The organism is Pseudooceanicola nanhaiensis DSM 18065 (assembly GCF_000688295.1).
GTDB lineage: Bacteria > Pseudomonadota > Alphaproteobacteria > Rhodobacterales > Rhodobacteraceae > Pseudooceanicola > Pseudooceanicola nanhaiensis.
Genome location: NZ_JHZF01000011.1, coordinates 1,565,847 through 1,588,192 on the forward strand (window position 1 = coordinate 1,565,847; position 22,346 = coordinate 1,588,192).

Below are 22,346 nucleotides of genomic sequence, written 5' to 3' on the forward strand. Positions count from 1 at the left end.
TGCGTGATGTGGTGGGACCCGGCAGCACGTCTGCCGGGCCCTGAGATCAGTTGGACGCGCGCTCTTCTTCCAGCGCGTCCTTGATCGTGGTCAGCAGCTCCTGGCCCGGGATGCCCTGCGCATCCATCTTGGCGATCCATTCGTCCTGGATCCCCTGGGTGGCGTCCCGGAACTTGGCGAGCTCCTCTTCGGAGAACTCGACCTTCTGGATGTTCTTCTCCTCGAGGACGTCTTCCCAGCGTTCCATCAGCTTGCCGTAGGTCTCGATGTAGTAGTCGATGGCCTCGTCGACCGACCCTTCCAGCGCCTCGCGCTCCGCGTCGGACAGGGCCGCGTAGGCGTCCTTGTTCACGACGATCGGGCAGTTGACCGTGCCGGGGTTCAGGTTCTCGGTCCACCAGTCGGCCTGGTCGATGGTGCGGAACGACAGGTGCGCGTGCGGCGCGAAGGCGACCGTGTCGACCACGCCCGATTCCATCGCGTTGTAGGCCTCGTTCGAGGCGACCGAGGTCGGCACGGCGCCGACCGCCTTGAACGCGTCGCCCAGACCGCCCGTCGCGCGGACACGCATGCCGTTGAAGGCGTCCACGGTCGAACGCGGATCACCCCGGCCGACGAGGTTGTACTGCGGCATCGGCGAGGACATCAGCAGCTGCGCGTTCCAGCGCTCGAGGTCCTTCTGCACGGCCGGGTGCGCGTAGAGCGCATCGCTGATCGCCACTTCCTCGCGGAGGTTCTTCACGCCGAGGAACGGCAGCTCCGCCGCGGTCAGCGTCGGGTTCTTGTCCTCGTGGTAGCCGGCGCAGATCTGTGCCATCTCGAAGGCCCCGATGGAGATCCCGTCGAGGTTCTCGGTCGGCTTGGAGAGGCCGCCGTAGCTGACGTTGATGGTGAATTCGCCGTCGGTCTTTTCCTTCACCAGCTCGGCGATCTTCTCGACATGCTCGGTGAATTCGCGGCGCTTGCCCCAGACGGAGGCGTTCCATTCGGTGGCCATCGCCGGGGCGGCGATGCCGAAGATGACGGCCGTGGCGGCGGCCCTGGTCACGAAAGTTGTCATGATAGTCTCCCTGCTTGCGACCTCTCCCCGGCCGCTTGAGGGGGTAAGCTATCCGACGCCCCCGTGGATGCAAGCAGAATCCTGCCGCCCGTCGGGCAGTCTTTCGGGCAAAAACATGACATTAGCATGCAATCAGGCCGCACGCCCCGCGCTCTCGCACCCGTCGTGACGCGGCGCTCAGGCGCGCGGGACAGGTGTTTGGCTCTGGCTTTTTCTGCAGATGCAGTATAGGCGGGCGCGAAATCCCGAAAGAGAGCTCCATGGACCTGCGCAACATCGCCATCATCGCCCACGTCGACCACGGCAAGACGACACTCGTGGACGAGCTGCTGAAACAATCCGGCGCCTTCCGCGCCAACCAGGCCGTGGCCGAACGCGCGATGGACAGCAACGACCTCGAACGCGAGCGCGGGATCACCATCCTCGCCAAGGCGACGAGCGTCGAATGGAAGGGCACGCGGATCAACATCGTCGACACCCCCGGCCACGCCGATTTCGGCGGCGAGGTCGAGCGGATCCTCTCGATGGTCGACGGCGTGGTCCTGCTGGTCGACGCGGCCGAGGGGCCGATGCCGCAGACCAAGTTCGTGACCTCCAAGGCGCTCGCCCTCGGCCTGCGGCCCATCGTGGTGCTGAACAAGGTCGACAAGCCGGATGCCGAACCCGACCGCGCGCTCGACGAATGTTTCGACCTCTTCGCCAACCTCGGTGCCGATGACGACCAGCTCGACTTCCCCCACATGTACGCCTCGGGCCGTTCCGGCTGGGCGGATGCCGAGCTCGACGGCCCGCGCAAGGATCTCTCGGCGCTGTTCCAGCTGATCGTCAACCACGTGCCGAAGCCGAAGCAGCTGAAACACATCGACGACGATTTCCGGATGCTCGCCACCACGCTCGGCGCGGATCCCTTCGTCGGCCGCATCCTGACCGGCCGGGTCGAGTCCGGCCGCCTCAAGGTCGGCGCCACGGTGCAGGCGCTCTCGCGCATCGGCCAGAAGATCGAACAGTTCCGCGTGACCAAGATCACCGCCTTCCGCGGCCTCGGCCAGCAGGACATCGAGGAAGCCTCGGCCGGCGACATCGTCTCGATCGCCGGCATGTCGAAGGCGACGGTGGCCGACACGATCTGCGCGCTGGCCGTGGACGAGCCGCTGGAAGCCCAGCCGATCGACCCGCCGACCATCACCGTGACCTTCGGCATCAACGACAGCCCGCTTGCGGGCCGCGACGGCAAGAAGGTCCAGTCCCGCGTCATCCGCGAGCGGCTGATGAAGGAAGCCGAGACCAACGTCGCCATCAAGATCAAGGACACCCCCGGCGGCGAGGCCTTCGAGGTCTCGGGCCGCGGCGAGCTCCAGATGGGCGTGCTGATCGAGAACATGCGCCGCGAGGGTTTCGAGCTCTCGATCTCGCGCCCGCAGGTGATCATGAAGGAGATCGACGGCGAGACGATGGAGCCCATCGAGGAGGCCACCATCGACGTCGACGACGAATATTCCGGCGCGGTGATCGAGAAGATCACCGGCGCGCGCAAGGGCGAGCTGGTCGAGATGAAACCGGCCGGCGCCGGCAAGACCCGCATCGTCGCCCATGTCCCCTCGCGCGGCCTGATCGGCTACCACGGCGAATTCCTGACCGACACCCGCGGCACCGGCGTGCTGAACCGCGTGTTCCACGGCTGGGCGCCCCACAAGGGGTCGATCCCCGGCCGCCGCGCGGGCGTGCTGATCTCGATGGAGAACGGCGAGGCCGTGGCCTACGCGCTCTGGAACCTCGAGGATCGCGGCAGGATGTTCCTCGGCGCCCAGGCCCCGGTCTACACCGGCATGATCATCGGCGAGCATTCGCGCGAGAACGACCTCGAGGTGAACCCGCTCAAGGGCAAGAAGCTGACCAACGTCCGCGCGTCCGGCACCGACGAGGCGGTCCGCCTGACGACGCCCATCACGCTGACGCTCGAAGAGGCCATCGCCTACATCAACGACGACGAGCTGGTCGAGGTCACCCCGAACGCGATCCGCCTGCGCAAGCGCTACCTCGACCCGCACGAGCGGAAACGGCAGGCGCGCTCTTCCTGAGCGCGTGACGGGGGTCCGGACCCTCTGTCAGTTGCAGTGCCACCGCCTGCGCGACGCTGCTGCTCGGGGCTTGATCTGCCTTCGATGCCCGACGGCGATACAAATAGCGGCGCTTGGACAGGGGGCTCTGCCCCCGCCGGGCCTCCGGCCCGACTCCCCCGGGATACATTGACCAGAGGAAAGCAGAAGCGCGGGTCTCCCCTTTCCTCTGGTCAATGTATCCTGGGGGGAGCTCGAGGGGGGCAAAGCCCCCCTCGTCAGCAACAAATGGATAGAATGCGCCGCAGGCGCTCCGTCAGGTCAGGCCACGCGCGCGCCCTGGACCCAGAGGCCGCGCGTCACCGGCACGTTGCTCACCAGCCGGAACCGCAGCAGGTCCGCCCGCAGCCCTTCCGCGATCTCGCCGCGGTCGTCGAGCCCCGTGGCCCGCGCCGGCGCCCGAGTGACCGTGCCGAGCCCGCGAGCCATGTCGTCCCAGGCCTCTCCGAGCTGCACCGCGGCGAGCAGCAGCGCGCCCGGCACGTAATCCGAGGACAGGATGTCGAGCAGATCGCGCTCCGCGAGGTCCATCGCCGAGACATTGCCCGAATGCGAGCCGCCCCGCACCACGTTGGGCGCGCCCATGATCACCGCGATCCCCGCCTCCCGGCAGGCGGCCGCTGCCTCGATCGTGGTCGGAAACTCCGCCAGCCGTGCGCCGTGGCCATGCGATACCGCGACCTGATCCGCCGTGCTGTCGTCGTGGCTCGCCAGCACCGCGCCGAAGCGACGGGCGGCGGAGACGGCGCCCGCCTCGTGGCGCGCGCCGAAACGCTCGTAGAGGCCCGCGAGGAAGACGACGTAATCGTCGAACGCCTCCTTCCCGATGCCGTGCTTCGAGCGCACGTAGGTCTCGAACTTCGAGATGTCAGTGAATTGCCGCTGCCCGGGCGTGTGGTCCATCAGGCTGACGATACCCACCCGGTCCTGCGCGCCGAACTCCGCCAGCTCCTCGAGCAGCGTCTCGGAGCAGGTCTCGGCCCTGAGATGCAGGTGGTGGCTGATCTTCAGGGCGCCCGCCGCCCGCATGGCGAGGATCTCGTCCGCCATCGAGCGCGCGTAGCGGCGATAGCCCACACCGGCATTCGACACGATGGAGCCGACACGGATCGCGTCGAAAACGGTGGAGATGCCGCAGCCCGCAAGCTCCGCGTCATGGGCGACGATGGCGGCGTGGTGCGGCCAGGCCACCTTGGGACGCGGGGTGATGTGGCGCTCGATATTGTCGGTGTGAAGCTCGATCAGCCCGGCGCAGAGGAAATCGCCCTCGCAATCCTCGGCCCCCGCGGGCAGCGCGCCGGTGCCGATCTCGGCGATATGTCCATCGCGGATCACCAGATGGCCCGTCACCACCTCGTCGGCGAGCACCATCCGGGCGTTCCCGAGGATCGTCTCGGCGTGGCTTGTGTCCTTGGGCATGGGTCAGACCTTCGCGGGCTGGAGGTGGGAGAGGATCTCGGCGACGGTCGCGTCGAGCGATCCGGTGTTGTCGACGGGGATCGCCGCGATGCCTGCGGGCATGGCGTGATCGGCCCGGGCCAGACGGCGGGCGATCTCGTCAGGGTCCTCCCGGCCCCGCGCCGCGAGGCGGCGGGCGAGCGTCCCGGGATCCGCGGTGAGCTGGAAGACCACCAGCCCGGGGAAACGGGCCGCCGCCTCCGGCAGGACCGCGCGGGAGAGGTTCACAACCGCGTCGCGGCCCTGTGCCAGCACCGCCTCGACCGGGCGCGGGATGCCGTAGGAGAGCCCGTGCGCCTGCCAGGAGAGCGCGAAGGCGCCCTGCCGCTCGCGGGCCGCGAAGGTCTGCTCGGTCACGCCCTCGAAGTCCTCGCCGCCCGCCTCCTCCGGCCGGGTGATGACCCGCCGCACCGGCGCGATCCCGGGCGCGGCGGCCACCAGCGCGGCCATCACGCTGTCCTTGCCGACCCCCGAGGGCCCGACCACCGCGATCAGCCGTCCGCTCATGCCGCGCGCTCCGGGCGGAAGGCGGTCACGTCGACCTCGCGGTCGCAGAGCCTCTCGCGCGCGGCCTCGTCGTGGAAGATGCCGACGATGGCGGCGCCGCGGTCCCTGGCCTCCTCGATCAGCCGCAGCACCGTCTCGCGGTTCTGCGCGTCGAGGCTCGCGGTCGGCTCGTCCAGAAGCAGCGCCGGGTAGTCGTAGGCGAAGCCGCGCGCGATGTTGACCCGCTGCTGTTCGCCGCCCGAGAAGGTCGTCGGGCTGAGCGACCAGAGCCGCTCGGGGATGTTCAGCCGCGCGAGCAGGCTCTCGGCGCGTGCGAAGGCGTCCTGCCGGCCCGTGCCGGTCACGAGCAGCGGCTCGGCCACCACCTCGCGGGTCGGCACGCGGGGCACGACACGCAGGAACTGCGAGACATAGCCGAGCGTGTGCCGCCTGAGCCGCAGGATCTCGCGCGGGGTGGCGGTGACGATGTCGGTCTCGCCGATATGGATCGACCCGGCGGCGGCGAGGTAATTGCCGTAGATCATCCGCATCAGCGTGGACTTGCCCGCCCCGCTGGAGCCGGTGAGCGCCACGCATTCGCCCGGCGCGACCGAGAGATGGGCCTTCGCCATCACCGGGATCACCGCGCTTCCCTGGTTGTGGAGCGTGAAGGTCTTGGAGAGGTTCTCGATACGGATCATGTCACTGTCCCCTTCACACCTGCAGCACGGAGCTGACGAGGAGTTGCGTGTAGCCGTGCTGCGGATCGTCGAGCACCTGGTCGGTGAGCCCGGTCTCGACCACATGGCCGTCCTTCATCACCATCAGCCGGTCCGCGAGCAGCCGCACCACGGCGAGGTCATGGGTGACGATGATCGCCGAGAGCCCCATCTCGCGGACCAGCCCGCGCAGGAGATCGAGCAGCCGCGCCTGCACGCTGACATCGAGGCCGCCGGTCGGTTCGTCCATGAACACGAGCCGCGGCCCGGTCACGAGGTTCCGCGCGATCTGGAGCCGCTGGCGCATGCCGCCCGAGAAGGCCGTCGGCCGGTCGTCGATCCGGTCGCCCGGGATCTCCACCCGCTCGATCCAGTCGAGCGCACTTGCGCGGATGTCGCCGTAATGCCGGGCGCCCACGGCCATCAGCCGCTCGCCCACGTTGCCCCCGGCGCTGACATTCATCCGCAGCCCGTCGGCGGCGTGCTGGTGCACGAAGGCCCAGTCGGTCCGGCCGAGCTTCCGCCGGGCCGGCTCGCTCATCGTCACGGTGTCCACGGCCTCACCGTCGAGATCGAAGAGCACCCGGCCCGCATCGGGTGCCAGATGCCCCGCGAGGCAGTTGAGCAGGGTCGTCTTGCCCGACCCGCTCTCACCCACGATCCCCATCACCTCGCCCGGCCAGAGGTCGAAGCCCACGCCCTCGCAGCCGATCCGGCCGCCGTAGAACTTCGTCAGCCCCTCGACCCGCAGCAGCGGCCGGTCCTGAACGCTCATGTCCTTCATGCGAAGGCCTCCCCTTCCCCGGCCATGGCACCCCTGTGCCCGGCCTCGCGCCGCGCGCGGCAGTAATCGGTGTCGGAGCAGACGAACATCCGGGCGCCCGCGTCATCCATGATGACCTCGTCGAGATAGCTGTCCCCGGCGCCGCAGAGCCCGCAATCCTCCTGCGCCCGGGTGCGTTCGAACGGGTGATCCTCGAAATCGAGCGACACGACCCTGGTATAGGGCGGCAGCGCGTAGATCCGCTGTTCGCGGCCCGCGCCGAAAAGCTGGATCCCCGCCATCTCGAGCTTGGGGTTGTCGAACTTCGGGATCGGCGAGGGGTCCATGACGTAGCGGTCCTCGACCTTCACCGGGTAGGCGTAGGCGGTGGAGATCTCGCCGTGCCGCGCGATGTCCTCGTAGAGCTTCACGTGCATCAGCCCGTATTCCTCGAGGGCGTGCATCTTCCGGGTTTCGACCTCGGACGGCTCCAGGAACCGCAGCGGCTCGGGGATCGGCACCTGGTAGACGAGGATCTGATCCTCGGTCAGGTCCTCTTCGGGGATCCGGTGGCGGGTCTGGATGATCGTCGCCTCCGCCGTCCGCTCGGTGACGGCCACCTTGGCCGTCTTTTCGAAGAACTTTCTGATCGAGACCGCGTTGGTCGTATCATCGGCCCCCTGGTCGATGACCTTCAGCGTGTCATCTGGCGTCAGCGTCGCGGCCGAAACCTGGACCCCGCCCGTGCCCCAGCCGTAGGGCATCGGCATCTCGCGGCTCGCGAAGGGCACCTGGTAGCCGGGGATCGCGAGGCCCTTCAGGATGGCCCGGCGGATCATCCGCTTGGTCTGTTCGTCGAGATAGGCGAAGTTATAGTCGGACATGATGGCCTCCGGGCCGGGAAACGGGAGTGCGGAGATGGGTTTCGTGATCGTGGCGGTCTTCGTCGTGGCGCTGGTCCTGGTCCTGTCGGGGCGGCTCGGCCCCGCGCGGAAGTCGCGTCTGAACCAGCGGCCGCCGGACGATCCGCATGGCGACGGGGACAGCTAGCGCGCTCACCCGCCCGCCCCCTTCGAGAGTTTCAGCAGCGCCGCGCCCAGCACGGTGGTCACGGTCGAGGCGACCTTGGCGAGGCTGAGGCGCTCGTGCAGCACGCCCACGCCGATCAGCAGCGCGAAGATGATCGAGGTCTCGCGCAGCGCCGTGACCAGCGCGATCGGGGCCAGCGTGAAGGCATGGACGACGAGCGCGTAGGCCGCGAAGCTGGCGCCGCCCCCGATCAGGATCTCGCGTTTCAGGCGGAGTGCCCTGCGGAAGGCCTGCGGCGCGGCGATCGCGACGAGGCCCGGAAAGACCAGCCCCTCGACCACCGCGAGCGCGGCGTAGAAGCCGAGGCCGGTGCCCGCCACCCGCGCGCCGATGCCGTCGTTCAGCGAATAGGCCGCGATGAAGCCGCCGGTGCAGAGCGCCAGGACCGCCGCCTTGCCCTGGAAGATGCCGTCCGCGCGCCGGACGAGGCTGATCGAGCCGATGCCGATGGCGATCAGGAGGATGCCGAGCGTCTGGACCTCTCCGTAATGCTCGCCGAGGAAAAGGACGCTTGCGCCCGCGACGAGCAGCGGCGAGACGCCCCGCGCGATCGGGTAGACCTGCGTGAGGTCTCCGATCCGGTAGGCCGAGACGAGGAACAGCTGGTAGCCCGCGTGCAGCGCCACGCCGCCGAGGAACCACGGCCAGGCCTCCCAGGCCGGGAACGGCGCGAAGGCGAGCGCGACGAGGCCGAAGAGCCCCTGTCCCAGCACCACCGCCGTCATCGCGGAGACCTTGTCGGCCCCGCTTTTCACCAGCGCGTTCCAGCCTGCGTGAAGGGCGGCGGCGAGAAGGACGATGAGGAAGACGCCGAGGCTCATTCCGCGGCTTCCTGCCGGGTGGCCTGCCCGGCCTCGCGGCGGAGCTTGCGTATCAGTTCAAGTTCGGACTGGAAGTCCACGTAATGCGGGAGTTTTATGTGCTCGAGGAAGCCCGACGCCTGGATGTTGTCACTGTGGTAGAGAACGAATTCCTCGTCCTGCGCGGGGGCGCCCACATTGTCCTCGCCCAGTTCCGCCCAACGGAGGGCCCGGTCGACCAGCGCCATGGAGATCGCCTTGCGCTCGGTCTGCCCGAAGACCAGCCCGTAACCCCTTGTGAACTGGGGCGGTTCGGTCTTCGAGCCGGTGAACTGGTTGACCGTCTCGCATTCGGTGACGGTGACCTCTCCGATCTCGACCGCGAAGCCGAGCTCGGGCACCTCCATCTCGACCGCGACCTTGCCGATCCGCAGCTCGCCCACGAAGGGGTGGTTGCGGCCATAGCCGCGCTGCGTCGAATAGGCCATGCCGAGCACGAAGCCCTCGTCCCCCCGGCTCAGCGCCTGCAACCGCAGCGGACGCCCGGCCGGCAGCTTCAGCGGCTCGCGGGTGAGGTCCGGCGGCGTCGCGTCGCTCTCCGCCTCGGGCTGGATCAGCCCCTCCCGGTCGAGGAATTCGGTGACGTGCGGAACCGGCTCCTCGCGCGGCGTGCCCTCGGGCGCCGCCGCCGGCTCCAGCCCCTCGGCGGCGAGCGCGAAGTCCAGCAGGCGGTGCGTATAATCGAAGGTCGGCCCCAGCACCTGCCCGCCGGGCAGATCCTTGAACGTGGCCGAGACGCGGCGGTCGACGGCCATGGCGCCGGTGTCCACGGGCTCGGAGAGCCCCAGCCGGGGCAAGGTCGTGCGGTAGGCGCGGATCAGGAAGATCGCCTCGATCAGGTCGCCGCGGGACTGCTTGATCGCCAATGCGGCGAGGTCGGGATCGTAGAGCGAGCCCTCGGCCATCACCCGGTTGACCGCGAGGGCGAGCTGTTCGCGGATCTGCGCGACCGTCAGCTCGGCGACGGAGACATCCCCCCGCCGCTCCTCGGCCAGCCAGTCGTGGGCGTTCTCGATGGCGCGCTCGCCACCCTTCACCGCGACATACATCAGCCGATCCTCGTGCTGCGCGGCAGGGCGGCGATGCGGCCCGCCTGGGTGAAATAGCAATCGACGCCGAGCGGGAAGAGCGCGGCATTGCGGCGGAACGCCTCGACGTCCGGAAGATCGAGGAAGGCCTCGTCCTTCACCCCCGGGCCGGTCAGCCGCGCGCCTTGGTTGGAGAGGGCCTCCACCTCGACGATCAGCGTGGCCGAACGGTCGGGATATTCCGGCTCGCCCTGCGGGTAGTCGGTGAGCGCGCCGAGCGCCTCCCAGGTCCCCAGGGCGAACATCGCGTCGCCGCGCCCGACCAGCGGGCTGCCGAGGTGGAAGGCGATCCAGTCGCGCACCGCGGCGCAGTCATGCGCCCCGGCAAGGTGCAGCGGCGTCTCGCGGTCGCAGAGCGTCAGCAGCAGCGAGGCCGCAGCGCCCGAGACCGGCGCGGGCGCCCTGCCCCCGCCGATGTCGTGGACCCGCCCCGGCCGGGCCATCGCGTTCATCGCGGCGCGGAAGGCGTGGGATGCCTCGACCGCCGCATCGGCGAAGCCGCCTTCCAGCACATCCGTCCCGGTCATGCGTTCTCTCCCCGCACCATGGTGAAGAATTCGACCCTGGTCGCCGCGGCCTTGGCCGCCCGCGCCCTGGCCCTGTCGGCCAACCCGGCCTCCAGCGGATCCAGCACGGCGGCGCGCAGGGCCGCGGCCCCGCCCGTCTGCATCAGCGCATCGACCAGCGCGGCGATCCGGGCCTTCTCCTTGTCGCGCCCCTGCACATAGGCGTGCCCGACCGCGCCATCCTCGAGCCGGAGAGAGCAGCGCGTGACGCTCATCTCGCCGAGGTTGAAGGGCGCGCCGACGGCGCCCGCGCGGCCGCGGACCATCACCGCGCCCACCTCGGGCGCGCGCAGCCAGCGGAAGGCCGGTGCGGCGCCGTGCGCCTCCCACAGGCGGAAGAGCTCGGCCGCCGGCGCCTTGGCCAGCAGCGACATCCACGCCTTGCGGTCGGTCTGGTCGGGGGAGAGCTCGGTCATGCGACACCTTGCGGATTTGTCTATTTTACTATACAACTAGACAAATCCATAGCGACAACCGCCGAGTCGCACAAGGCCCAGGGGAGTGAAGATTTCATGACAGGGACGGAGGCACCTGCCGGAGCGAAGAAGACACCGCTCTGGCGCTCCATCGCGCAGGCGCTGACCGCGGACATCGCCGAGGGCCGCTATGCGCCGGGCGACAAGCTGCCCACGGAGGCCGAGCTTTCGGCCCGGTTCGGCGTCAACCGCCACACCGTGCGGCGTGCCCTGGGCGAGATGGCCGCGCAGGGCCTGACCCATGCCCGCCGCGGTGCCGGCGTCTTCGTCACGCAGGCGCCCACCGATTATCCGATCGGGCGGCGGGTCCGCTTCCACCAGAACCTGCGCGCCGCCGGACGGCTTCCGAGCCGCGAGATCCTGTCGGGCGAGACCCGGGCCGCCGCCCCGCGCGAGGCCGAGGCGCTGCACCTGCCGCCCGGCGCGCCGGTCCATGTCAGCGAGGGGCGGTCGCTGGCGGACGGCCAGCCGATGGCGCTCTTCCGGTCGGTCTTTCCGGCGGAGCGCTTTCCCGAACTCCTGTCGCTGCTGGCCGAGAGCGGCTCGGTCTCGGCGGCGCTGGCGCATTACGGTGTCGGCGACTTCATCCGCGCCTCGACCCGGCTCACCGCGAAGCAGGCGACGGCGACACAGGCGCTCCATCTCAGGCTGCGCGAGGGCGATCCGATTCTGCGCACGGTCGGGATCAACGTGGACAGCGACGGCCGCCCGGTCGAATACGGCCACACCTGGTTCGCGGGCGACCGTGTGACGCTGGTTCTGGATGCCGGGTGAACGCGGATTTCACGAGGGTTAAACCGCCCTGTCACGGCGGCGATACATATTCAGGTTATCCACAGGCCCAGACCGAGGAGCAGATCCCATGCATCGCACCCTGCCCGCCCTGCGCCTGACCGGCGCCGAGACGTTGCGCGACGGACGCCTGCAGTGCCGCCCGATCGGGCTGGCCGGCGGGCGCCTGACCGACCACCCCCTGCTGCCCGAGGTCGACCTGAGCGGATACCTCGTCCTGCCGGGGATCATCGACCTGCACGGCGACGCCTTCGAACGCAACATCGCGCCCCGCCCCTCGGCCCCCTTCCCGCTGCAGAGCGCGCTGGTCGCCACCGACCGCGACGCCGCCGCCAACGGCGTGACCACCGCGTGGATGGCCCAGGGCTGGTCATGGGAGGGCGGCATGCGCGGGCCCGAGTTTGCCTGCGCCCTGCTGGCCGCGCTCGAAGGCTACCGGGCGCGGATGCTGACCGACCTGCGGGTGCAGATCCGCTGCGAGACGCATACCGTGGGCACCGGCGACGCGCTTCTCGCCGCCATCGCCGCGCATGGCATCGACTACGTCGTCTTCAACGACCATCTGGACGAGGCCTTCGTCACCGCCTCGACCCGGCCCGCCGTCTTCGCGAACTGGGCCGCGCGCGCCGGGCGCAGCGTCGAGATGCACCTTGCGACCGCCACCGCCGCCCGGCGGCAGGCCCGCGACGTGCCCCGCCACCTCTGCCGCCTGGCCGACCGTTTCGACGCCCTCGGGGTGATCTACGGCAGCCATGACGATTGCGATGGCGAGACGCGGGAGCGCTATTCGATGATCGGCGCGAAGATCTGCGAATTCCCCACCTCGCGCGCCGCGGCCGCGCTGGCCAAGGCGGTCGGCGACCCGGTCCTGATGGGCGCGCCGAACGTGGTGCGCGGCGGGTCGCAGGCGGGCAACATCGCGGCCGTCGACCTGATCGCCGACGGGCTCTGCGATGCGCTGGTCTCGGATTACCACTACCCCGCGCTTGCGGCCGCCGCGTTCCGGCTGGTGCAGGACGGGATCATGGACCTGCCGCGGGCCTGGGCGATGATCTCGGAGACGCCCGCCCGGATTCTGCGCCTGGCCGACAGGGGCCGGCTGGAGCCCGGCCTGCGCGCGGATCTCACCGTGATCGACCCCGCCACGCATTGCGTCGAGGCGACGATCTCGGGCGGGCGCATCGCGCATCTGTCGGGCGCCGTGGCCGACCGCTTCCTCGCCGCCACCGGCGGGGCGATCGCCGCGGAATAGGCCGGGCGGCAGGCGGTCAGAGCCGGGAGGACACGATGCCGGTGTTGAAGCCGCCCATCCTCAGTTCGCCGAACAGCCGCTGGTACTCGATCTTCGGGCAACGGTTCATGATGACGTCGACCCCCCGCGCGCGCGCCTTCTCGGCCGCCTCGGCATGCTCGACGCCGATCTGCATCCAGATCGTCCTGAGCTCCGGGAAGGCCTCCAGCGCCTCGTCGACCACTTCGGGCACGTGTTCGGACCGGCGGAAGATGTCCACCATGTCGACGGGCGCGTCGATCTCGGAGAGGTCGGCGCGGACGGTCTCTCCCAGCAGGACCTTGCCGGCATGGACGGGATTGACCGGGATCACCCGGAACCCCTTGAGCCCGAGGTAGCGGGCCACGTAGTAGCTCGGGCGGGTCTCGTTCGGGGACACGCCCACGACCGCGATGACCCGGGTCCGGCCCAGCACGTCGCGCAGGAAGGCGTCTGAATAGATTTCGCTCATGTCGCCGAGACTAGCCGCGGCGCCGGGTGCGGCAAGGGAAATCCGCCGGACGGAGCGCCAAAAAAAAAAGCGCCCGGCAACCCGGGCGCAGTCACGGAACGAGGGACAGTGATAGAAGCGCTGATGTTCCGGATCGGCGCCTCGCTTACTCACTTAGGAGTGCGGGGCAGCCTAGGAAGACCTTGTAAAACGAATGTGAATGGGGAGTCGCGCCCGATCACGCCGACGTGCGCGTCGCGTAGAGCGCCACCGCCGCCGCGTTCGACACGTTGAGCGATCCGAAATCGCCCGCGGCGGGGATCTTCACCAGCGCATCGCAGGTCTCGCGCGTGCGCTCGCGCAGCCCCGGCCCCTCGGCACCAAGCACCAGCGCCACCGCCCGGCCGCCCTGCCCGGAGAGCGCCTCGCCCACCGTCTGATCCGCCTCGCCGTCGAGACCGAGCGCGAGATAGCCCATGCCCTTCAGCTCTTCCAGCGTGTCGGCGAGGTTGCGGACCCTGAGATAGGGCTGCCGTTCCAGCGCGCCGCTCGCGGTCTTGGCGAGCGCCCCGGTCTCGGGCGCCGCGTGGTGACGCATGCCGATGACGGCGAGCGCCCCGAACACCTCGGCCGAGCGCAGGATGGCGCCCACGTTGTGCGGGTCGGTCACCCGGTCGAGCAGCACCACCAGCGGCGGGTTCTTCCCGTCCCCGAGGCAACGGTCGGCCACCGTGCCCCAGTCGAGCGGCTTCACCTCGAGCGCCGCGCCCTGGTGCACCGAGCCGGGATCGAGCGGTGCGGTGAACTTGCGCGGATCCGCCATCTCGGGCTCGATCCCGCCCGCGGCGATCGCCTCGGCCAGCTTGTCGGCGGCGTTCTTGGTGACGATCAGGCGCAGCTTCTCGCGGGCCGGGTTCTCCAGCGCATCGCGCACGGCGTGCAGACCGAAGAGCCACACGGTCTCCGCGCTCGCGACCTTTTTCGACCGCTCCTTCTCGACCACCCATTTCGGCTTCTTCATCGCGTATCCATCCGGCTGATCCCCCGCATGTGGCACCCCCGCGGCGACGGCGCAAGGCCCATGCGTCAAGGTCGGATTTTCCTGTTGACCCTCCGCGGGGCCGCAAGTATTCAGCGCCTCACGATCCGCGGGGCTCTTCGCTCCGGCCGATCGGGGCGACGAGCTGCAAGGTGCGGCAGCGGACTGTAACTCCGCCGGGGAGACCCATGCCTGGTTCGATTCCAGGGTCGCCCACCACTTCCCCCTCCGACATCGCAGGTCTGGAACGTGGCGGGCCCGTCGGCTCAGCCCTTGCCCGTCAGCGCCTTTTCCGACCCGGCGCGGGCGCGGGCCATCGAGCCCAGGCGGATGGTCGAGCTCGACTTCGCGAGGACCTGGCCGTCGACGGTCTTCAGCTGGCCCTCGGCGAAGCATGTCGTGCGGCCAGAGCGTTCGATCCAGGCCTCGGCCAGCAGCGTGCCGGGGCGCGCGGGGGCGAAGTAGCTGACCTTGATCTCGAGCGTCAGCGGAACCACGTCCTCCATCCCGAGCGAGCGGACCGCCCGGGCCATCGCCGCGTCGATCCAGGCGGTCACGAAACCGCCCTGCACGATGCCGCCGGAATGGCACATGTGCATCCCGGCCTCGTATTCCTGCACCGCCCGGCCCGCGCCGACCTCCACGTCGCGCCGGAAGCCCAGGGTTTCGCCAAGGGCGGTCGGGGGCGTGGTCTCGATCCGGGGGTCCAGGGTCATGGCGGTCCTCTCTCTGGTAGGTGGTCCGGGACAGCTTTCCGCGGGCCGCGCCATCCGGGCAAGCGCGGCGCGCATTCCTGCAGAAGTGCAGAGAGATTTGCCCCCCGCCCTGCCGCCGGTCAGAGGCCGGCGAGGAAGCCGGTCATCTCCTCCTCGATGAAATCGAGCACCGCCTCGTCCGCGAGCCGGCCGTCCTTCACCTTGGCATTGGCCTGCCCGACGATGATCTCCTTGCCGATATGCACCCGGGCGAGCATCCCGTTCAGGACGTATTTCAGGTGCGCCTGCGCGCGCACGCCGCCCATCACCCCGCCCGAGGTCGTGACCACGAAGCAGGGCTTGCCCTTGAAGACCGAGGCATAGGCGGGGCGCGAGGCCCAGTCGATCGCGTTCTTCAGCACGCCGGGGATGGAGTAATTGTATTCCGGCGTCACGAAGACCACGCCGTCCGCCGCCTCGACCTGCGCGATGAACGCGGCCACCGCCGGGTCATCGGTGGTGTCGGCGTTGTAATGCGGCAGGCGGCCCACGTCGGCGGTGACGCAGCTGGCCCGGTCGCCGATCCGCGCCTCCATGGCGCGCACGGTGGCGCGGGACGAGGAGGCCTCGCGCAGGCTTCCGGGGATCATCAGGAGTTGGGGCATGGGGTGTCCTCAGATACGGGCAAGCCAGGTGGCTATCGAGGGGAATAGGATGATCACGGCCAGCGTCGCAAGCATCGCGAGGATGAAAGGCACCGCGCCGCGGAAGATCTCGCCCACCCGGAGCGTGGGGTCGTCCATCGCCGACTTGATCGTGTAGACCGAGAGGCCGAAGGGCGGGGTCAGCAGGCCGATTTCGGTCGCGATGACGGTGATGACGCCGAACCAGATCAGGTCGAAGCCCGCCGCGTCCGCCACGGGCAGCGCGATCGGCAGGACGATCAGCATGATCGAGATCGAATCGATCAGGCAGCCGAGCGCGATGATCAGCAGGATGAAGACGCAGAGGAATCCGTAGGGGCCGATCCGGTCCGACAGGAAGAACTCGGCCAGCTCGCGGGGGACGCCGGTCAGGGCCAGCATCCGGCTGAAGAAGGTCGCCGCGAGGATCAGGAACAGGACCGAGACGGTGATGAGCCCGGTCTCGACGAGGATCCGCCAGAAGGTGACCCGGTCGAGGGACCGCCGCATGAGCGCGATGACGAGCGCGCCGAAGGCGCCGGCCGCGCCCGCCTCGGTCGGGTTCAGGAAGCCGCCGTAGAGCCCGCCGAGCACCACGGTGACAAGGGCGAGGATCGGGATCGACTTGCGGAGCACGTCGCGGCCGCGGATGTCGTCGTAGCCGGTGGCGTCGTCGGTCCGCTCGAAGACGAAGCTCTTCCGCGTGGTGGCGAGGATCCAGATCGTGAGCGTGAAGGCCAGCGCGAGCACGAGGCCCGGGCCGACACCCGCAAGGAACATCCGGCCCACGGATTGCTCGGCCAGCACGGCATAGACGATCATCAGCAGCGAGGGCGGGATCAGCATGCCCAGCACCGAGGAGCCCGCGACGACGCCCGTCGCGAAGCGGTTGGTGTATCCGTGGCGGCGCATCTCGGGCACCGCGATCCGGCTGAAGACGGTGGCCGAGGCGATGGAGATGCCGGTGATCGCCGCGAAGACCGCGTTGGCGAAGACGGTGGCGACGCCGAGGCCCGCGGTCACCCGCTTCAGGAGCTTCTGGAACACGTCGAACGTGTCCTTGCCCACCCCCGAGACGGTCACCAGCAGCCCCATCAGCACGAAGAGCGGGACGACCGCGAAGAGGTATTCCTCGAGGCTGTCGTTGGCGACCTGCGTCATCATCCGGATCGCGACGGTCTCGTTCCGCAGCAGCGCGACGGCGCCGACCGAGACGGCGAGCATCCCGATCCCGATGGGCATCCCGATGAGGATGAGCGCGACGAGCAGCATGACCGCCCCGCCGCCGATCTCGAACGGGCTCATGCGCGGCCTCCCATGCTGCGGAAGGCGCCGATCAGGCGGACCGCGAATTCGACGGCGGCCACCGCGAAGCCGGCCAGGATCAGCGCCCGGAAGGGCCAGGTCGGCAGGGTCGCGATGCCGGTGATGCCGATGAACTCGGCCGCGTTCAGATCCTTTTCGATGACCCGGAGGCTGGCCCATGCGATCATGCCCAGAACCACGGCGCCGGTCAGGTCGAACAGCCCCTCGAGCGCGGCACCCGCGCGGGGGTGGCGTTCGGTGAAGGGCAGGATGAAGACCTCGGTCCGGGCCAGCCGCCCGGCCCGCACGGTCGCGCCCAGTTGCAGCGCGACGAGGGTCACGACCAGCAGCGCGCCGCCTTCCGAGACCAGCGGCAGCGAGGCCCCCCAGATGTTCCGCGCCAGGATGTCGGCGCAGATGATGAGCATCAGGACACCGATCAGGACGGTGCCGACGGCGGCGAAGGTCTCGACCAGCCGGTGCCATGCGCGCAGCGGCGCCGGCTCGTCCGCCCTCCCCGTCGCGGGGAGGGCGGCGTCTGTGTTCTGCGCGTCCAAGGGATGGGCCTTACTTGTCCCAGTCCCGCGCCGGGGTTTCGCCCGCGGCCCGGAGCCCTTCCATGTAATCGGCAAGGAAGGCCTTCGCGGGGATCCCGCGCTCTTCCAGCGGGGCCGCCCAGTCACCGGCCACGTCGGGCAGCATGCCGACCCATTTCTCGGTCTCGCCGTCCGGCATCTCGATGATCTCGGCGCCAAGCTCGACCATCTTGTTCAGCGCCATCTCGTGCCGGTCGACAAGGTCCTGTCCGTGGCTCTCGGTGTAGTACTTCCCGGCCTCGACCATCGCGTTCTGCACCTCTTCGGGCAGCGCGTCCCAGCTGTCGCGGTTGATCGCAACCGCGCCCGAGAAGACCGCGCCCCCGTCGAAGCGCGCGATATAGGGCGCGACCTCGTAGAGCTTGATCGGCAGCGCGCCGAGCGCGAGCGACAGGACGCCATCCGACACCCCGGTCTGCACGTCGGTGTAGTAGGAGGTCAGCGAGCCATCCACCGCGTTCGCCCCGGTCCCGCGCAGCCAGTTGCCGAGCACGCCCGGGGCCGAGATCTTGCGGCCGTCGAGATCCGAGATCCCCTCGATCGGTTCCTTCAGGTAGAAGTCGTAGAGGTCGGTGGCGGTGAGTCCGAGGACCTTGAGGTTATGGCTCTCCCACTCCTCGCGGAAGGCCTCGTTGGTCTCAAGCAGATCCTCCATCACGTCGAGCAGGACCGGCGGATTCGACGTCGCGAAGGGCGCGTTCGAGGACCCCTGGCTCAGCGGCAGTTTCGCCTGTTCGAGGAACGAGAAGACCCAGCCCACGTCGGTCACGCCTTCCTCGACCGACGACAGCGTGGCGTTCGCCTTGTATAGCTGCCCGCCGAACGCCTCGTTCCAGTCGATCTTGTAGGTCCCGGTCTCGGCCAGGATCTCGTCGGTCTTGGCCATGAAATGCGTCTGGATCATGCCGACCCAGGGCACGACGGTCGGATGGCTCGAGGCCACGGTGAGGTTGATCGTCTCCTGCGCGTGGACAGGGACGGCCAGCATCGCGCCGAAAAGCGCGCCTTGAATGATCTTCATTGTCTTCCTCCCTAAGCGCGGCCTCCCCCGGCCGCTTCGTGTCGGTCTCTAGCCGACCTTTTTCCGCGCCAGCTCGGCGCGGATATCGTCTCCGTGTTCATCAAGCACCGGCGGAGCGGTCACGTCCAGTTCCGGTTTCCCGTCGAAATTGTAGGGCGGCCGCACGGTCGTGAAGGTCCCGAGCTCGCGCGAGGGCGCCTCCACCTTGATCTTCAGGTGCTGCGCCTGCGGGTCCTCCAGCGCCTCGTCGGAATCGTAGGCCGGCGAATAGGGGACCTCGTGCTCCTCCAGCAGGTCACACCATGCGTCGCGGCTCTTCTCGCGGAAGACCGGGGTGAAGATCCCGATCAGCTCGTCCTGATGCCGGATGCGTTCCAGCCGCTCGTTGAAGCGGGGATCGTCGTTCAGCTGCTCCTGCCCGGTCGCGGCCAGCAGCCCCTCCCAGAATTTCGTGGGCGAGGACATGTGGATCGCGATCCATTTCCCGTCGGCGCATTCGAAGGTGTAGGATTGCGACACCACGGGCCGCGAGAGCGGGCCCATGACCTCGCCCACGGAATAGTAGTGGGTGAAGCTGTCGAGGTTGAAATGGCACATCGCCTCGAGCATCGAGATGTCGATGCGGCGGCCCTCGCCGGTCTGCGTCCGCTCCATCAGCGCCGCGAGGCAGGCCATCGCCGCGTATTGCCCGGTGACGGAATCCGCGATGGCGGGGCCGATGACGCGCGGGTTTTCGGGCGGGGTCAGCAGGCGGAGATAGCCGCTCGCCGCCTGCGCCACGGTGTCGTAGGCGGGGCGGTCGCGGGCGGGGCCGGAGGGGCCGAAGCCCGAGATCGCGCAATAGATCAGGTCGGGGCGGTGCTTGCGCAGCTCCTCCTCCCCTGCCCCCAGCTTCTCGGCCACGCCCGGGCGGAAGTTCTGGATGAAGACGTCGGCCGTCGCGATCAGCGCGTGGAAGGTGGCAAGGTCCTCGGGGTCCTTGGTATCGAGCGCGATGGAGCGCTTGTTCCGGTTGTAGGTCTGGTAATGCGGCGAATAGAGCCCGCCCTTGAAGGCGCGGAACGGATCGCCGGTGCCGGGGCGCTCGACCTTGATGACCTCGGCGCCCAGATCGGCAAGGTGCATCCCCGCGGCCGGTCCGGTGATGTAGGTGCCAAGCTCGACGACACGGATATGGCTGAGGGGTTTCGGCATCTTACTCGGCCGCCTTCGCCCTGGAGGAGATCTTGCCGTCGTAGGAGATCGCCTCGTCCCCCACGTTCGACATGATGAAGCCGATGGAGCGCGTCGCCTCCTCGAAGAGATGCGCAGAGAGCCCCGCCGCGCGCGCCACCAGCGGCACCGCCTTCAGCGCGTCGAGCGGCCAGCCCGCGTCGAGGATCACCGCCGGGATCGCGCCCGAGACGTTGATCGGCAGCGGGCGCTCGATGATGTCGGTCGCGTGCTTGTCGAGGATCCGCAGCGTCTCGACATACTTGCCCGAGACGCCCAGCTCGTCGGCGATGGCGAGCAGCCGGTCCGCGCGCGGATCGCCGCCCGAATGTTGCGGATGGCCCAGACCCGCCACCTTCCGGCGCTGCGCCTTGTGGTCCTTGAGGCTCGCGATGGCCGCTGATTCCACGTCGGTCCCGTCAGCCTCGGCCTTCGCCAGCACCTCGGCCAGATACCGCCCGGCGCTCTCGGTGCTGCCGGCGACCACGCTGCCCATTCCGAGGAGCCCCGCCGCCATCGCGCCCTGCCACGCCTCCGGCCCTGCCGCGAGCGTCATCCGCGCGGCCTGGACGGAAGGCACCAGCCCGTGTTCGGCAATCGCCACGAGGCAGGCGTCGAGCACCTGGCGCTGCGTCTCGTCGGGCTTTTCGCCCAGCACCAGCAGCCAGAGATAATCCGTGAAGCCGATCCTGCCGATCAGCTCGTCGCAGAGGTCGTAGCCGCGGACCGTGATGCTCTCGGCATCCGAGGTCGCGATGGCGGTGTACGCTTGATCCTGTTTGCCGATCCGCATGAGGTCCTCCCAGACTTTTCGCTGTGCGAAACTTTTTCCTCTTGTCGAAAAGTAGAGAGCAGCGTAGCGTCCCGTCAAGAGGAATTGTCGCGGGTGCCGCGGCAGCGCAGGGATCAGGGAGGGAAACCATGCGTGATATCAACCAGTTCACCATCACGCAGGCGGTGAAGGATACGTTCAAGACCGAGCCGGGCAGCCGGTTCGAGACGCTGCTGCACGGGCTCATCGAGCACCTGCACGACTATACCCGCGAGCATAACCTGACCCACGAAGAGTGGATGGGCGTGCTGAATTTCCTGTACGATTGCGGGCAGATCTCGACGCCCGAACGGCATGAGTTCATCCTGCTTTCGGACGTCCTCGGGTTCTCGGCGCTGGTCGACATGATCAACACCAAGGGCGGCGCGACCGAAGGCTCCAACCTCGGGCCGTTCTACCTGGACAACGCGCCGCGCAAGGCGCTCGGCTCGGACATCTCGGACGGGCGCGACGGGGTGACGGTGCTGGTCCACGGCCGCGTCATGGACACGCTGAAGAACCCGCTGCCCGGCGCGGTCCTCGACACCTGGCAGGCGGATTCGGCCGGCACCTATCCGATCCAGGAACAGGCGTCGGGCCAGGACAAGTTCGACCTGCGCGCGATCTTCGAGGCCGACGATCAGGGCCGCTATTACTACACGACCGTGCTGCCGAAACCCTACACGGTGCCCTATGACGGCCCCGTCGGGGTGCTGCTGCGGGCGGGCGACCGTCATGCCTGGCGGCCGGCGCACCTGCATTACATCGTGCGGCACCCGGGGATGAACGCGATCACCACCGAGATCTTCTTCGAGAACACCGAATACGTCGACAACGACGCGGTCTTCGGGGTGCGGAAGTCGCTCCTGGCGAAGATCGCGCCGGCCAAGGACATCGACGCGCTCGGCTACAAGCTCGACAAGACACCCGACGCGGTCTGCACCTACGACTTCATCCTCGCCCCGGCGAGCTGACCCTTGGGAGAGGCACGCGAGAAACCGGCGGAGTTCGTCGAGGCGCTGGCGAAAGGCATCGCCATCCTCGAGGCCTTCGACGCCGAGACCCCCGAGATGACGCTCTCGGAGGTCTCGCGGAAGGTCGGCCTCTCGCCCGCCGCCGCGCGCCGCTCGCTGATGACGCTGGAAACGCTCGGCTACATCGGCCGGCGCGAGAAGCGGTTCCACCTGAAGCCGAAGCTGATGGCGCTCGGCTCGGCCTTCTACTTCTCGGCCCGGATCGACGAGATCCTGCAGGAGGACGTGCAGGGGATCGTCGAGAAGTTCGGCGACGCCTCGTCGGTCGGCACGCTCGACGGGCACGAGGTGATCTATGTCGCGCACCGCTCCGTCCAGCGCGCCCGGCGCGCGGCCGCCGTGGCGGGCGCGCGGTATCCGGCCTATGCGACCTCGATGGGCCGCGTGCTGCTTGCCGCGCTGCCCGACGCGGAAATCGACGCCTATCTGGCGAGCTACGACCCGAAGCCGCTGACCTCGAAGACCTGCACCAACCCACAGGCGCTCCGGGCCGAGATCATGACCGCGCGGCGCAACGGCTATGCCACCACGGTGGACCAGCTCGATTACGGCATCACCGCGCTCGCGGTTCCGATCCGGGCGGCCGACGGGAGCACGGTCGCGGCGCTCAACACCTCGGGCTACACCGGCATGGTGACCCCCGACCAGCTGATCGCGGAGCGCCTGCCCGAACTGCAGCAGGCCGCGTCCCATATCGCGCATCAGCTGACCCGCTACCCGACCCTGAGGGCGGTGCTCGGCGGATAGGAAAAGGG

At 69.0% G+C, this 22,346-nt stretch carries 25 protein-coding genes and 1 tRNA gene; 7 read left to right on the forward strand and 19 right to left on the reverse strand.

What is annotated here, in order from left to right; all coding sequences use genetic code 11:
• Positions 1 to 46: 46 nt before the first annotated feature.
• On the reverse strand, positions 47 to 1,060 hold the full coding sequence (locus Q344_RS0108660; protein WP_028286343.1) for a C4-dicarboxylate TRAP transporter substrate-binding protein: 1,014 nt from the start codon (positions 1,058 to 1,060) through the stop codon (positions 47 to 49).
• A gap of 260 nt (positions 1,061 to 1,320) precedes the next feature.
• Between Q344_RS0108660 and typA the strand changes: the two genes are divergently transcribed.
• A complete protein-coding gene (gene typA / locus Q344_RS0108665) occupies positions 1,321 to 3,138 on the forward strand; it encodes a translational GTPase TypA (protein ID WP_028286344.1) in 1,818 nt (605 codons plus the stop codon).
• Between the two features lie 300 nt (positions 3,139 to 3,438).
• Here the strand turns inward: typA and Q344_RS0108670 are convergent, their stop codons facing one another.
• From Q344_RS0108670 to Q344_RS0108690, 5 genes are read right to left on the reverse strand one after another with little or no spacing between them, the layout of a single operon-like run.
• Positions 3,439 to 4,596: an alpha-D-ribose 1-methylphosphonate 5-triphosphate diphosphatase gene (locus Q344_RS0108670; RefSeq protein WP_028286345.1), complete on the reverse strand. Its 1,158-nt coding sequence runs from the start codon at positions 4,594 to 4,596 to the stop codon at positions 3,439 to 3,441.
• 3 nt (positions 4,597 to 4,599) lie between these two features.
• Complete coding sequence (phnN, locus tag Q344_RS0108675; protein ID WP_028286346.1) at positions 4,600 to 5,142, reverse strand: phosphonate metabolism protein/1,5-bisphosphokinase (PRPP-forming) PhnN; 543 nt, start codon at positions 5,140 to 5,142, stop codon at positions 4,600 to 4,602.
• The gene (phnL, locus tag Q344_RS0108680; protein ID WP_028286347.1) at positions 5,139 to 5,822 is read right to left on the reverse strand and encodes a phosphonate C-P lyase system protein PhnL; all 684 of its coding nucleotides are present in this window, start codon (positions 5,820 to 5,822) and stop codon (positions 5,139 to 5,141) included. The genes phnN and phnL overlap by 4 nt, the downstream gene beginning before the upstream one ends.
• Positions 5,823 to 5,835: 13 nt before the next feature.
• Positions 5,836 to 6,624 (reverse strand): phosphonate C-P lyase system protein PhnK, encoded by a 789-nt coding sequence (phnK, locus tag Q344_RS0108685; protein ID WP_028286348.1) that lies wholly within the window; start codon positions 6,622 to 6,624, stop codon positions 5,836 to 5,838.
• The gene (locus tag Q344_RS0108690) at positions 6,621 to 7,487 is read right to left on the reverse strand and encodes an alpha-D-ribose 1-methylphosphonate 5-phosphate C-P-lyase PhnJ (protein WP_028286349.1); all 867 of its coding nucleotides are present in this window, start codon (positions 7,485 to 7,487) and stop codon (positions 6,621 to 6,623) included. The genes phnK and Q344_RS0108690 overlap by 4 nt, the downstream gene beginning before the upstream one ends.
• Positions 7,488 to 7,521: 34 nt before the next feature.
• On the opposite strand from Q344_RS0108690, the gene Q344_RS26685 reads away from it, so the two are divergent.
• Positions 7,522 to 7,653: a hypothetical protein gene (locus Q344_RS26685; protein ID WP_268238620.1), complete on the forward strand. Its 132-nt coding sequence runs from the start codon at positions 7,522 to 7,524 to the stop codon at positions 7,651 to 7,653.
• Positions 7,654 to 7,658: 5 nt separating this feature from the next.
• On the opposite strand, the gene Q344_RS0108700 is transcribed toward Q344_RS26685, so the two are convergent.
• The 4 genes from Q344_RS0108700 to phnG are packed head-to-tail and all read right to left on the reverse strand — an operon-like array spanning position 7,659 to position 10,622.
• Positions 7,659 to 8,513, reverse strand: a complete 855-nt coding sequence (locus tag Q344_RS0108700) for an EamA family transporter (RefSeq protein WP_028286350.1) — start codon at positions 8,511 to 8,513, stop codon at positions 7,659 to 7,661.
• On the reverse strand, positions 8,510 to 9,601 hold the full coding sequence (locus Q344_RS0108705; protein ID WP_028286351.1) for a carbon-phosphorus lyase complex subunit: 1,092 nt from the start codon (positions 9,599 to 9,601) through the stop codon (positions 8,510 to 8,512). Before Q344_RS0108705 ends, Q344_RS0108700 begins: the two co-directional genes overlap by 4 nt.
• Positions 9,601 to 10,167 carry a phosphonate C-P lyase system protein PhnH gene (gene phnH, locus Q344_RS0108710; RefSeq protein WP_028286352.1) on the reverse strand — a complete coding sequence of 189 codons (567 nt, stop codon included), beginning with the start codon at positions 10,165 to 10,167 and terminating at the stop codon, positions 9,601 to 9,603. The genes Q344_RS0108705 and phnH overlap by 1 nt, the downstream gene beginning before the upstream one ends.
• Positions 10,164 to 10,622 (reverse strand): phosphonate C-P lyase system protein PhnG, encoded by a 459-nt coding sequence (gene phnG, locus Q344_RS0108715; protein ID WP_028286353.1) that lies wholly within the window; start codon positions 10,620 to 10,622, stop codon positions 10,164 to 10,166. Before phnG ends, phnH begins: the two co-directional genes overlap by 4 nt.
• 96 nt (positions 10,623 to 10,718) lie before the next feature.
• On the opposite strand from phnG, the gene phnF reads away from it, so the two are divergent.
• Positions 10,719 to 11,456 carry a phosphonate metabolism transcriptional regulator PhnF gene (gene phnF, locus Q344_RS0108720; protein WP_028286354.1) on the forward strand — a complete coding sequence of 246 codons (738 nt, stop codon included), beginning with the start codon at positions 10,719 to 10,721 and terminating at the stop codon, positions 11,454 to 11,456.
• Between the two features lie 88 nt (positions 11,457 to 11,544).
• Entirely contained in the window at positions 11,545 to 12,726 is a 1,182-nt protein-coding gene (locus Q344_RS0108725; RefSeq protein WP_028286355.1) for an alpha-D-ribose 1-methylphosphonate 5-triphosphate diphosphatase, read from the forward strand.
• 16 nt (positions 12,727 to 12,742) lie between these two features.
• Here Q344_RS0108725 and Q344_RS0108730 read toward each other — a convergent pair whose 3' ends face one another.
• Both Q344_RS0108730 and rlmB read right to left on the reverse strand, forming a co-directional pair.
• Positions 12,743 to 13,216 carry a CoA-binding protein gene (locus Q344_RS0108730; protein ID WP_028286356.1) on the reverse strand — a complete coding sequence of 158 codons (474 nt, stop codon included), beginning with the start codon at positions 13,214 to 13,216 and terminating at the stop codon, positions 12,743 to 12,745.
• Positions 13,217 to 13,433: 217 nt separating this feature from the next.
• Entirely contained in the window at positions 13,434 to 14,216 is a 783-nt protein-coding gene (gene rlmB, locus Q344_RS0108735) for a 23S rRNA (guanosine(2251)-2'-O)-methyltransferase RlmB (RefSeq protein WP_028286357.1), read from the reverse strand.
• A gap of 153 nt (positions 14,217 to 14,369) precedes the next feature.
• On the opposite strand from rlmB, the gene Q344_RS26080 reads away from it, so the two are divergent.
• A tRNA-Tyr gene (locus Q344_RS26080) sits at positions 14,370 to 14,453 on the forward strand.
• A 47-nt stretch (positions 14,454 to 14,500) separates the two neighbouring features.
• Here Q344_RS26080 and Q344_RS0108740 read toward each other — a convergent pair.
• From Q344_RS0108740 to Q344_RS0108770, 7 genes are all read right to left on the reverse strand, one after another.
• Positions 14,501 to 14,950: a PaaI family thioesterase gene (locus tag Q344_RS0108740; protein ID WP_051630416.1), complete on the reverse strand. Its 450-nt coding sequence runs from the start codon at positions 14,948 to 14,950 to the stop codon at positions 14,501 to 14,503.
• Positions 14,951 to 15,069: 119 nt separating this feature from the next.
• Complete coding sequence (locus Q344_RS0108745) at positions 15,070 to 15,594, reverse strand: NADPH-dependent FMN reductase (RefSeq protein WP_028286359.1); 525 nt, start codon at positions 15,592 to 15,594, stop codon at positions 15,070 to 15,072.
• Positions 15,595 to 15,603: 9 nt separating this feature from the next.
• The gene (locus tag Q344_RS0108750) at positions 15,604 to 16,917 is read right to left on the reverse strand and encodes a TRAP transporter large permease (RefSeq protein ID WP_028286360.1); all 1,314 of its coding nucleotides are present in this window, start codon (positions 16,915 to 16,917) and stop codon (positions 15,604 to 15,606) included.
• On the reverse strand, positions 16,914 to 17,474 hold the full coding sequence (locus tag Q344_RS0108755; protein WP_051630418.1) for a TRAP transporter small permease subunit: 561 nt from the start codon (positions 17,472 to 17,474) through the stop codon (positions 16,914 to 16,916). Before Q344_RS0108755 ends, Q344_RS0108750 begins: the two co-directional genes overlap by 4 nt.
• A gap of 10 nt (positions 17,475 to 17,484) precedes the next feature.
• Positions 17,485 to 18,534, reverse strand: a complete 1,050-nt coding sequence (locus Q344_RS0108760; RefSeq protein ID WP_028286362.1) for a C4-dicarboxylate TRAP transporter substrate-binding protein — start codon at positions 18,532 to 18,534, stop codon at positions 17,485 to 17,487.
• 48 nt (positions 18,535 to 18,582) lie between these two features.
• A complete protein-coding gene (locus tag Q344_RS0108765) occupies positions 18,583 to 19,728 on the reverse strand; it encodes a CaiB/BaiF CoA transferase family protein (protein ID WP_028286363.1) in 1,146 nt (381 codons plus the stop codon).
• Between the two features lies 1 nt (position 19,729).
• On the reverse strand, positions 19,730 to 20,539 hold the full coding sequence (locus Q344_RS0108770) for a citryl-CoA lyase (RefSeq protein WP_028286364.1): 810 nt from the start codon (positions 20,537 to 20,539) through the stop codon (positions 19,730 to 19,732).
• A gap of 128 nt (positions 20,540 to 20,667) precedes the next feature.
• Here Q344_RS0108770 and Q344_RS0108775 point away from each other — a divergent pair, with 128 nt between their 5' ends.
• Both Q344_RS0108775 and Q344_RS0108780 read left to right on the forward strand, forming a co-directional pair.
• The gene (locus tag Q344_RS0108775) at positions 20,668 to 21,531 is read left to right on the forward strand and encodes a dioxygenase family protein (protein ID WP_028286365.1); all 864 of its coding nucleotides are present in this window, start codon (positions 20,668 to 20,670) and stop codon (positions 21,529 to 21,531) included.
• A 3-nt stretch (positions 21,532 to 21,534) separates the two neighbouring features.
• Positions 21,535 to 22,338, forward strand: a complete 804-nt coding sequence (locus tag Q344_RS0108780; protein ID WP_028286366.1) for an IclR family transcriptional regulator domain-containing protein — start codon at positions 21,535 to 21,537, stop codon at positions 22,336 to 22,338.
• Positions 22,339 to 22,346: the final 8 nt, after the last annotated feature.

What these genes read in the sequence shown, in the direction of transcription:
- phnK (WP_028286348.1), bottom strand. Translation starts at nt 6,624, where the DNA reads ATGAAGGACATGAGCGTTCAGGACCGGCCGCTGCTGCGGGTCGAGGGG.
- Q344_RS0108700 (WP_028286350.1), bottom strand. Translation starts at nt 8,513, where the DNA reads ATGAGCCTCGGCGTCTTCCTCATCGTCCTTCTCGCCGCCGCCCTTCAC.
- phnH (WP_028286352.1), bottom strand. Translation starts at nt 10,167, where the DNA reads ATGACCGGGACGGATGTGCTGGAAGGCGGCTTCGCCGATGCGGCGGTC.
- phnG (WP_028286353.1), bottom strand. Translation starts at nt 10,622, where the DNA reads ATGACCGAGCTCTCCCCCGACCAGACCGACCGCAAGGCGTGGATGTCG.
- rlmB (WP_028286357.1), bottom strand. Translation starts at nt 14,216, where the DNA reads ATGAAGAAGCCGAAATGGGTGGTCGAGAAGGAGCGGTCGAAAAAGGTC.
- Q344_RS0108705 (WP_028286351.1), bottom strand. Translation starts at nt 9,601, where the DNA reads ATGTATGTCGCGGTGAAGGGTGGCGAGCGCGCCATCGAGAACGCCCAC.
- Q344_RS0108775 (WP_028286365.1), top strand. Translation starts at nt 20,668, where the DNA reads ATGCGTGATATCAACCAGTTCACCATCACGCAGGCGGTGAAGGATACG.
- Q344_RS0108660 (WP_028286343.1), bottom strand. Translation starts at nt 1,060, where the DNA reads ATGACAACTTTCGTGACCAGGGCCGCCGCCACGGCCGTCATCTTCGGC.
- Q344_RS0108745 (WP_028286359.1), bottom strand. Translation starts at nt 15,594, where the DNA reads ATGCCCCAACTCCTGATGATCCCCGGAAGCCTGCGCGAGGCCTCCTCG.
- Q344_RS0108770 (WP_028286364.1), bottom strand. Translation starts at nt 20,539, where the DNA reads ATGCGGATCGGCAAACAGGATCAAGCGTACACCGCCATCGCGACCTCG.
- Q344_RS0108740 (WP_051630416.1), bottom strand. Translation starts at nt 14,950, where the DNA reads ATGACCCTGGACCCCCGGATCGAGACCACGCCCCCGACCGCCCTTGGC.
- typA (WP_028286344.1), top strand. Translation starts at nt 1,321, where the DNA reads ATGGACCTGCGCAACATCGCCATCATCGCCCACGTCGACCACGGCAAG.
- Q344_RS0108670 (WP_028286345.1), bottom strand. Translation starts at nt 4,596, where the DNA reads ATGCCCAAGGACACAAGCCACGCCGAGACGATCCTCGGGAACGCCCGG.
- phnN (WP_028286346.1), bottom strand. Translation starts at nt 5,142, where the DNA reads ATGAGCGGACGGCTGATCGCGGTGGTCGGGCCCTCGGGGGTCGGCAAG.
- Q344_RS0108750 (WP_028286360.1), bottom strand. Translation starts at nt 16,917, where the DNA reads ATGAGCCCGTTCGAGATCGGCGGCGGGGCGGTCATGCTGCTCGTCGCG.
- phnL (WP_028286347.1), bottom strand. Translation starts at nt 5,822, where the DNA reads ATGATCCGTATCGAGAACCTCTCCAAGACCTTCACGCTCCACAACCAG.
- Q344_RS0108725 (WP_028286355.1), top strand. Translation starts at nt 11,545, where the DNA reads ATGCATCGCACCCTGCCCGCCCTGCGCCTGACCGGCGCCGAGACGTTG.
- Q344_RS0108690 (WP_028286349.1), bottom strand. Translation starts at nt 7,487, where the DNA reads ATGTCCGACTATAACTTCGCCTATCTCGACGAACAGACCAAGCGGATG.
- phnF (WP_028286354.1), top strand. Translation starts at nt 10,719, where the DNA reads ATGACAGGGACGGAGGCACCTGCCGGAGCGAAGAAGACACCGCTCTGG.
- Q344_RS0108765 (WP_028286363.1), bottom strand. Translation starts at nt 19,728, where the DNA reads ATGCCGAAACCCCTCAGCCATATCCGTGTCGTCGAGCTTGGCACCTAC.
- Q344_RS26685 (WP_268238620.1), top strand. Translation starts at nt 7,522, where the DNA reads ATGGGTTTCGTGATCGTGGCGGTCTTCGTCGTGGCGCTGGTCCTGGTC.
- Q344_RS0108760 (WP_028286362.1), bottom strand. Translation starts at nt 18,534, where the DNA reads ATGAAGATCATTCAAGGCGCGCTTTTCGGCGCGATGCTGGCCGTCCCT.
- Q344_RS0108730 (WP_028286356.1), bottom strand. Translation starts at nt 13,216, where the DNA reads ATGAGCGAAATCTATTCAGACGCCTTCCTGCGCGACGTGCTGGGCCGG.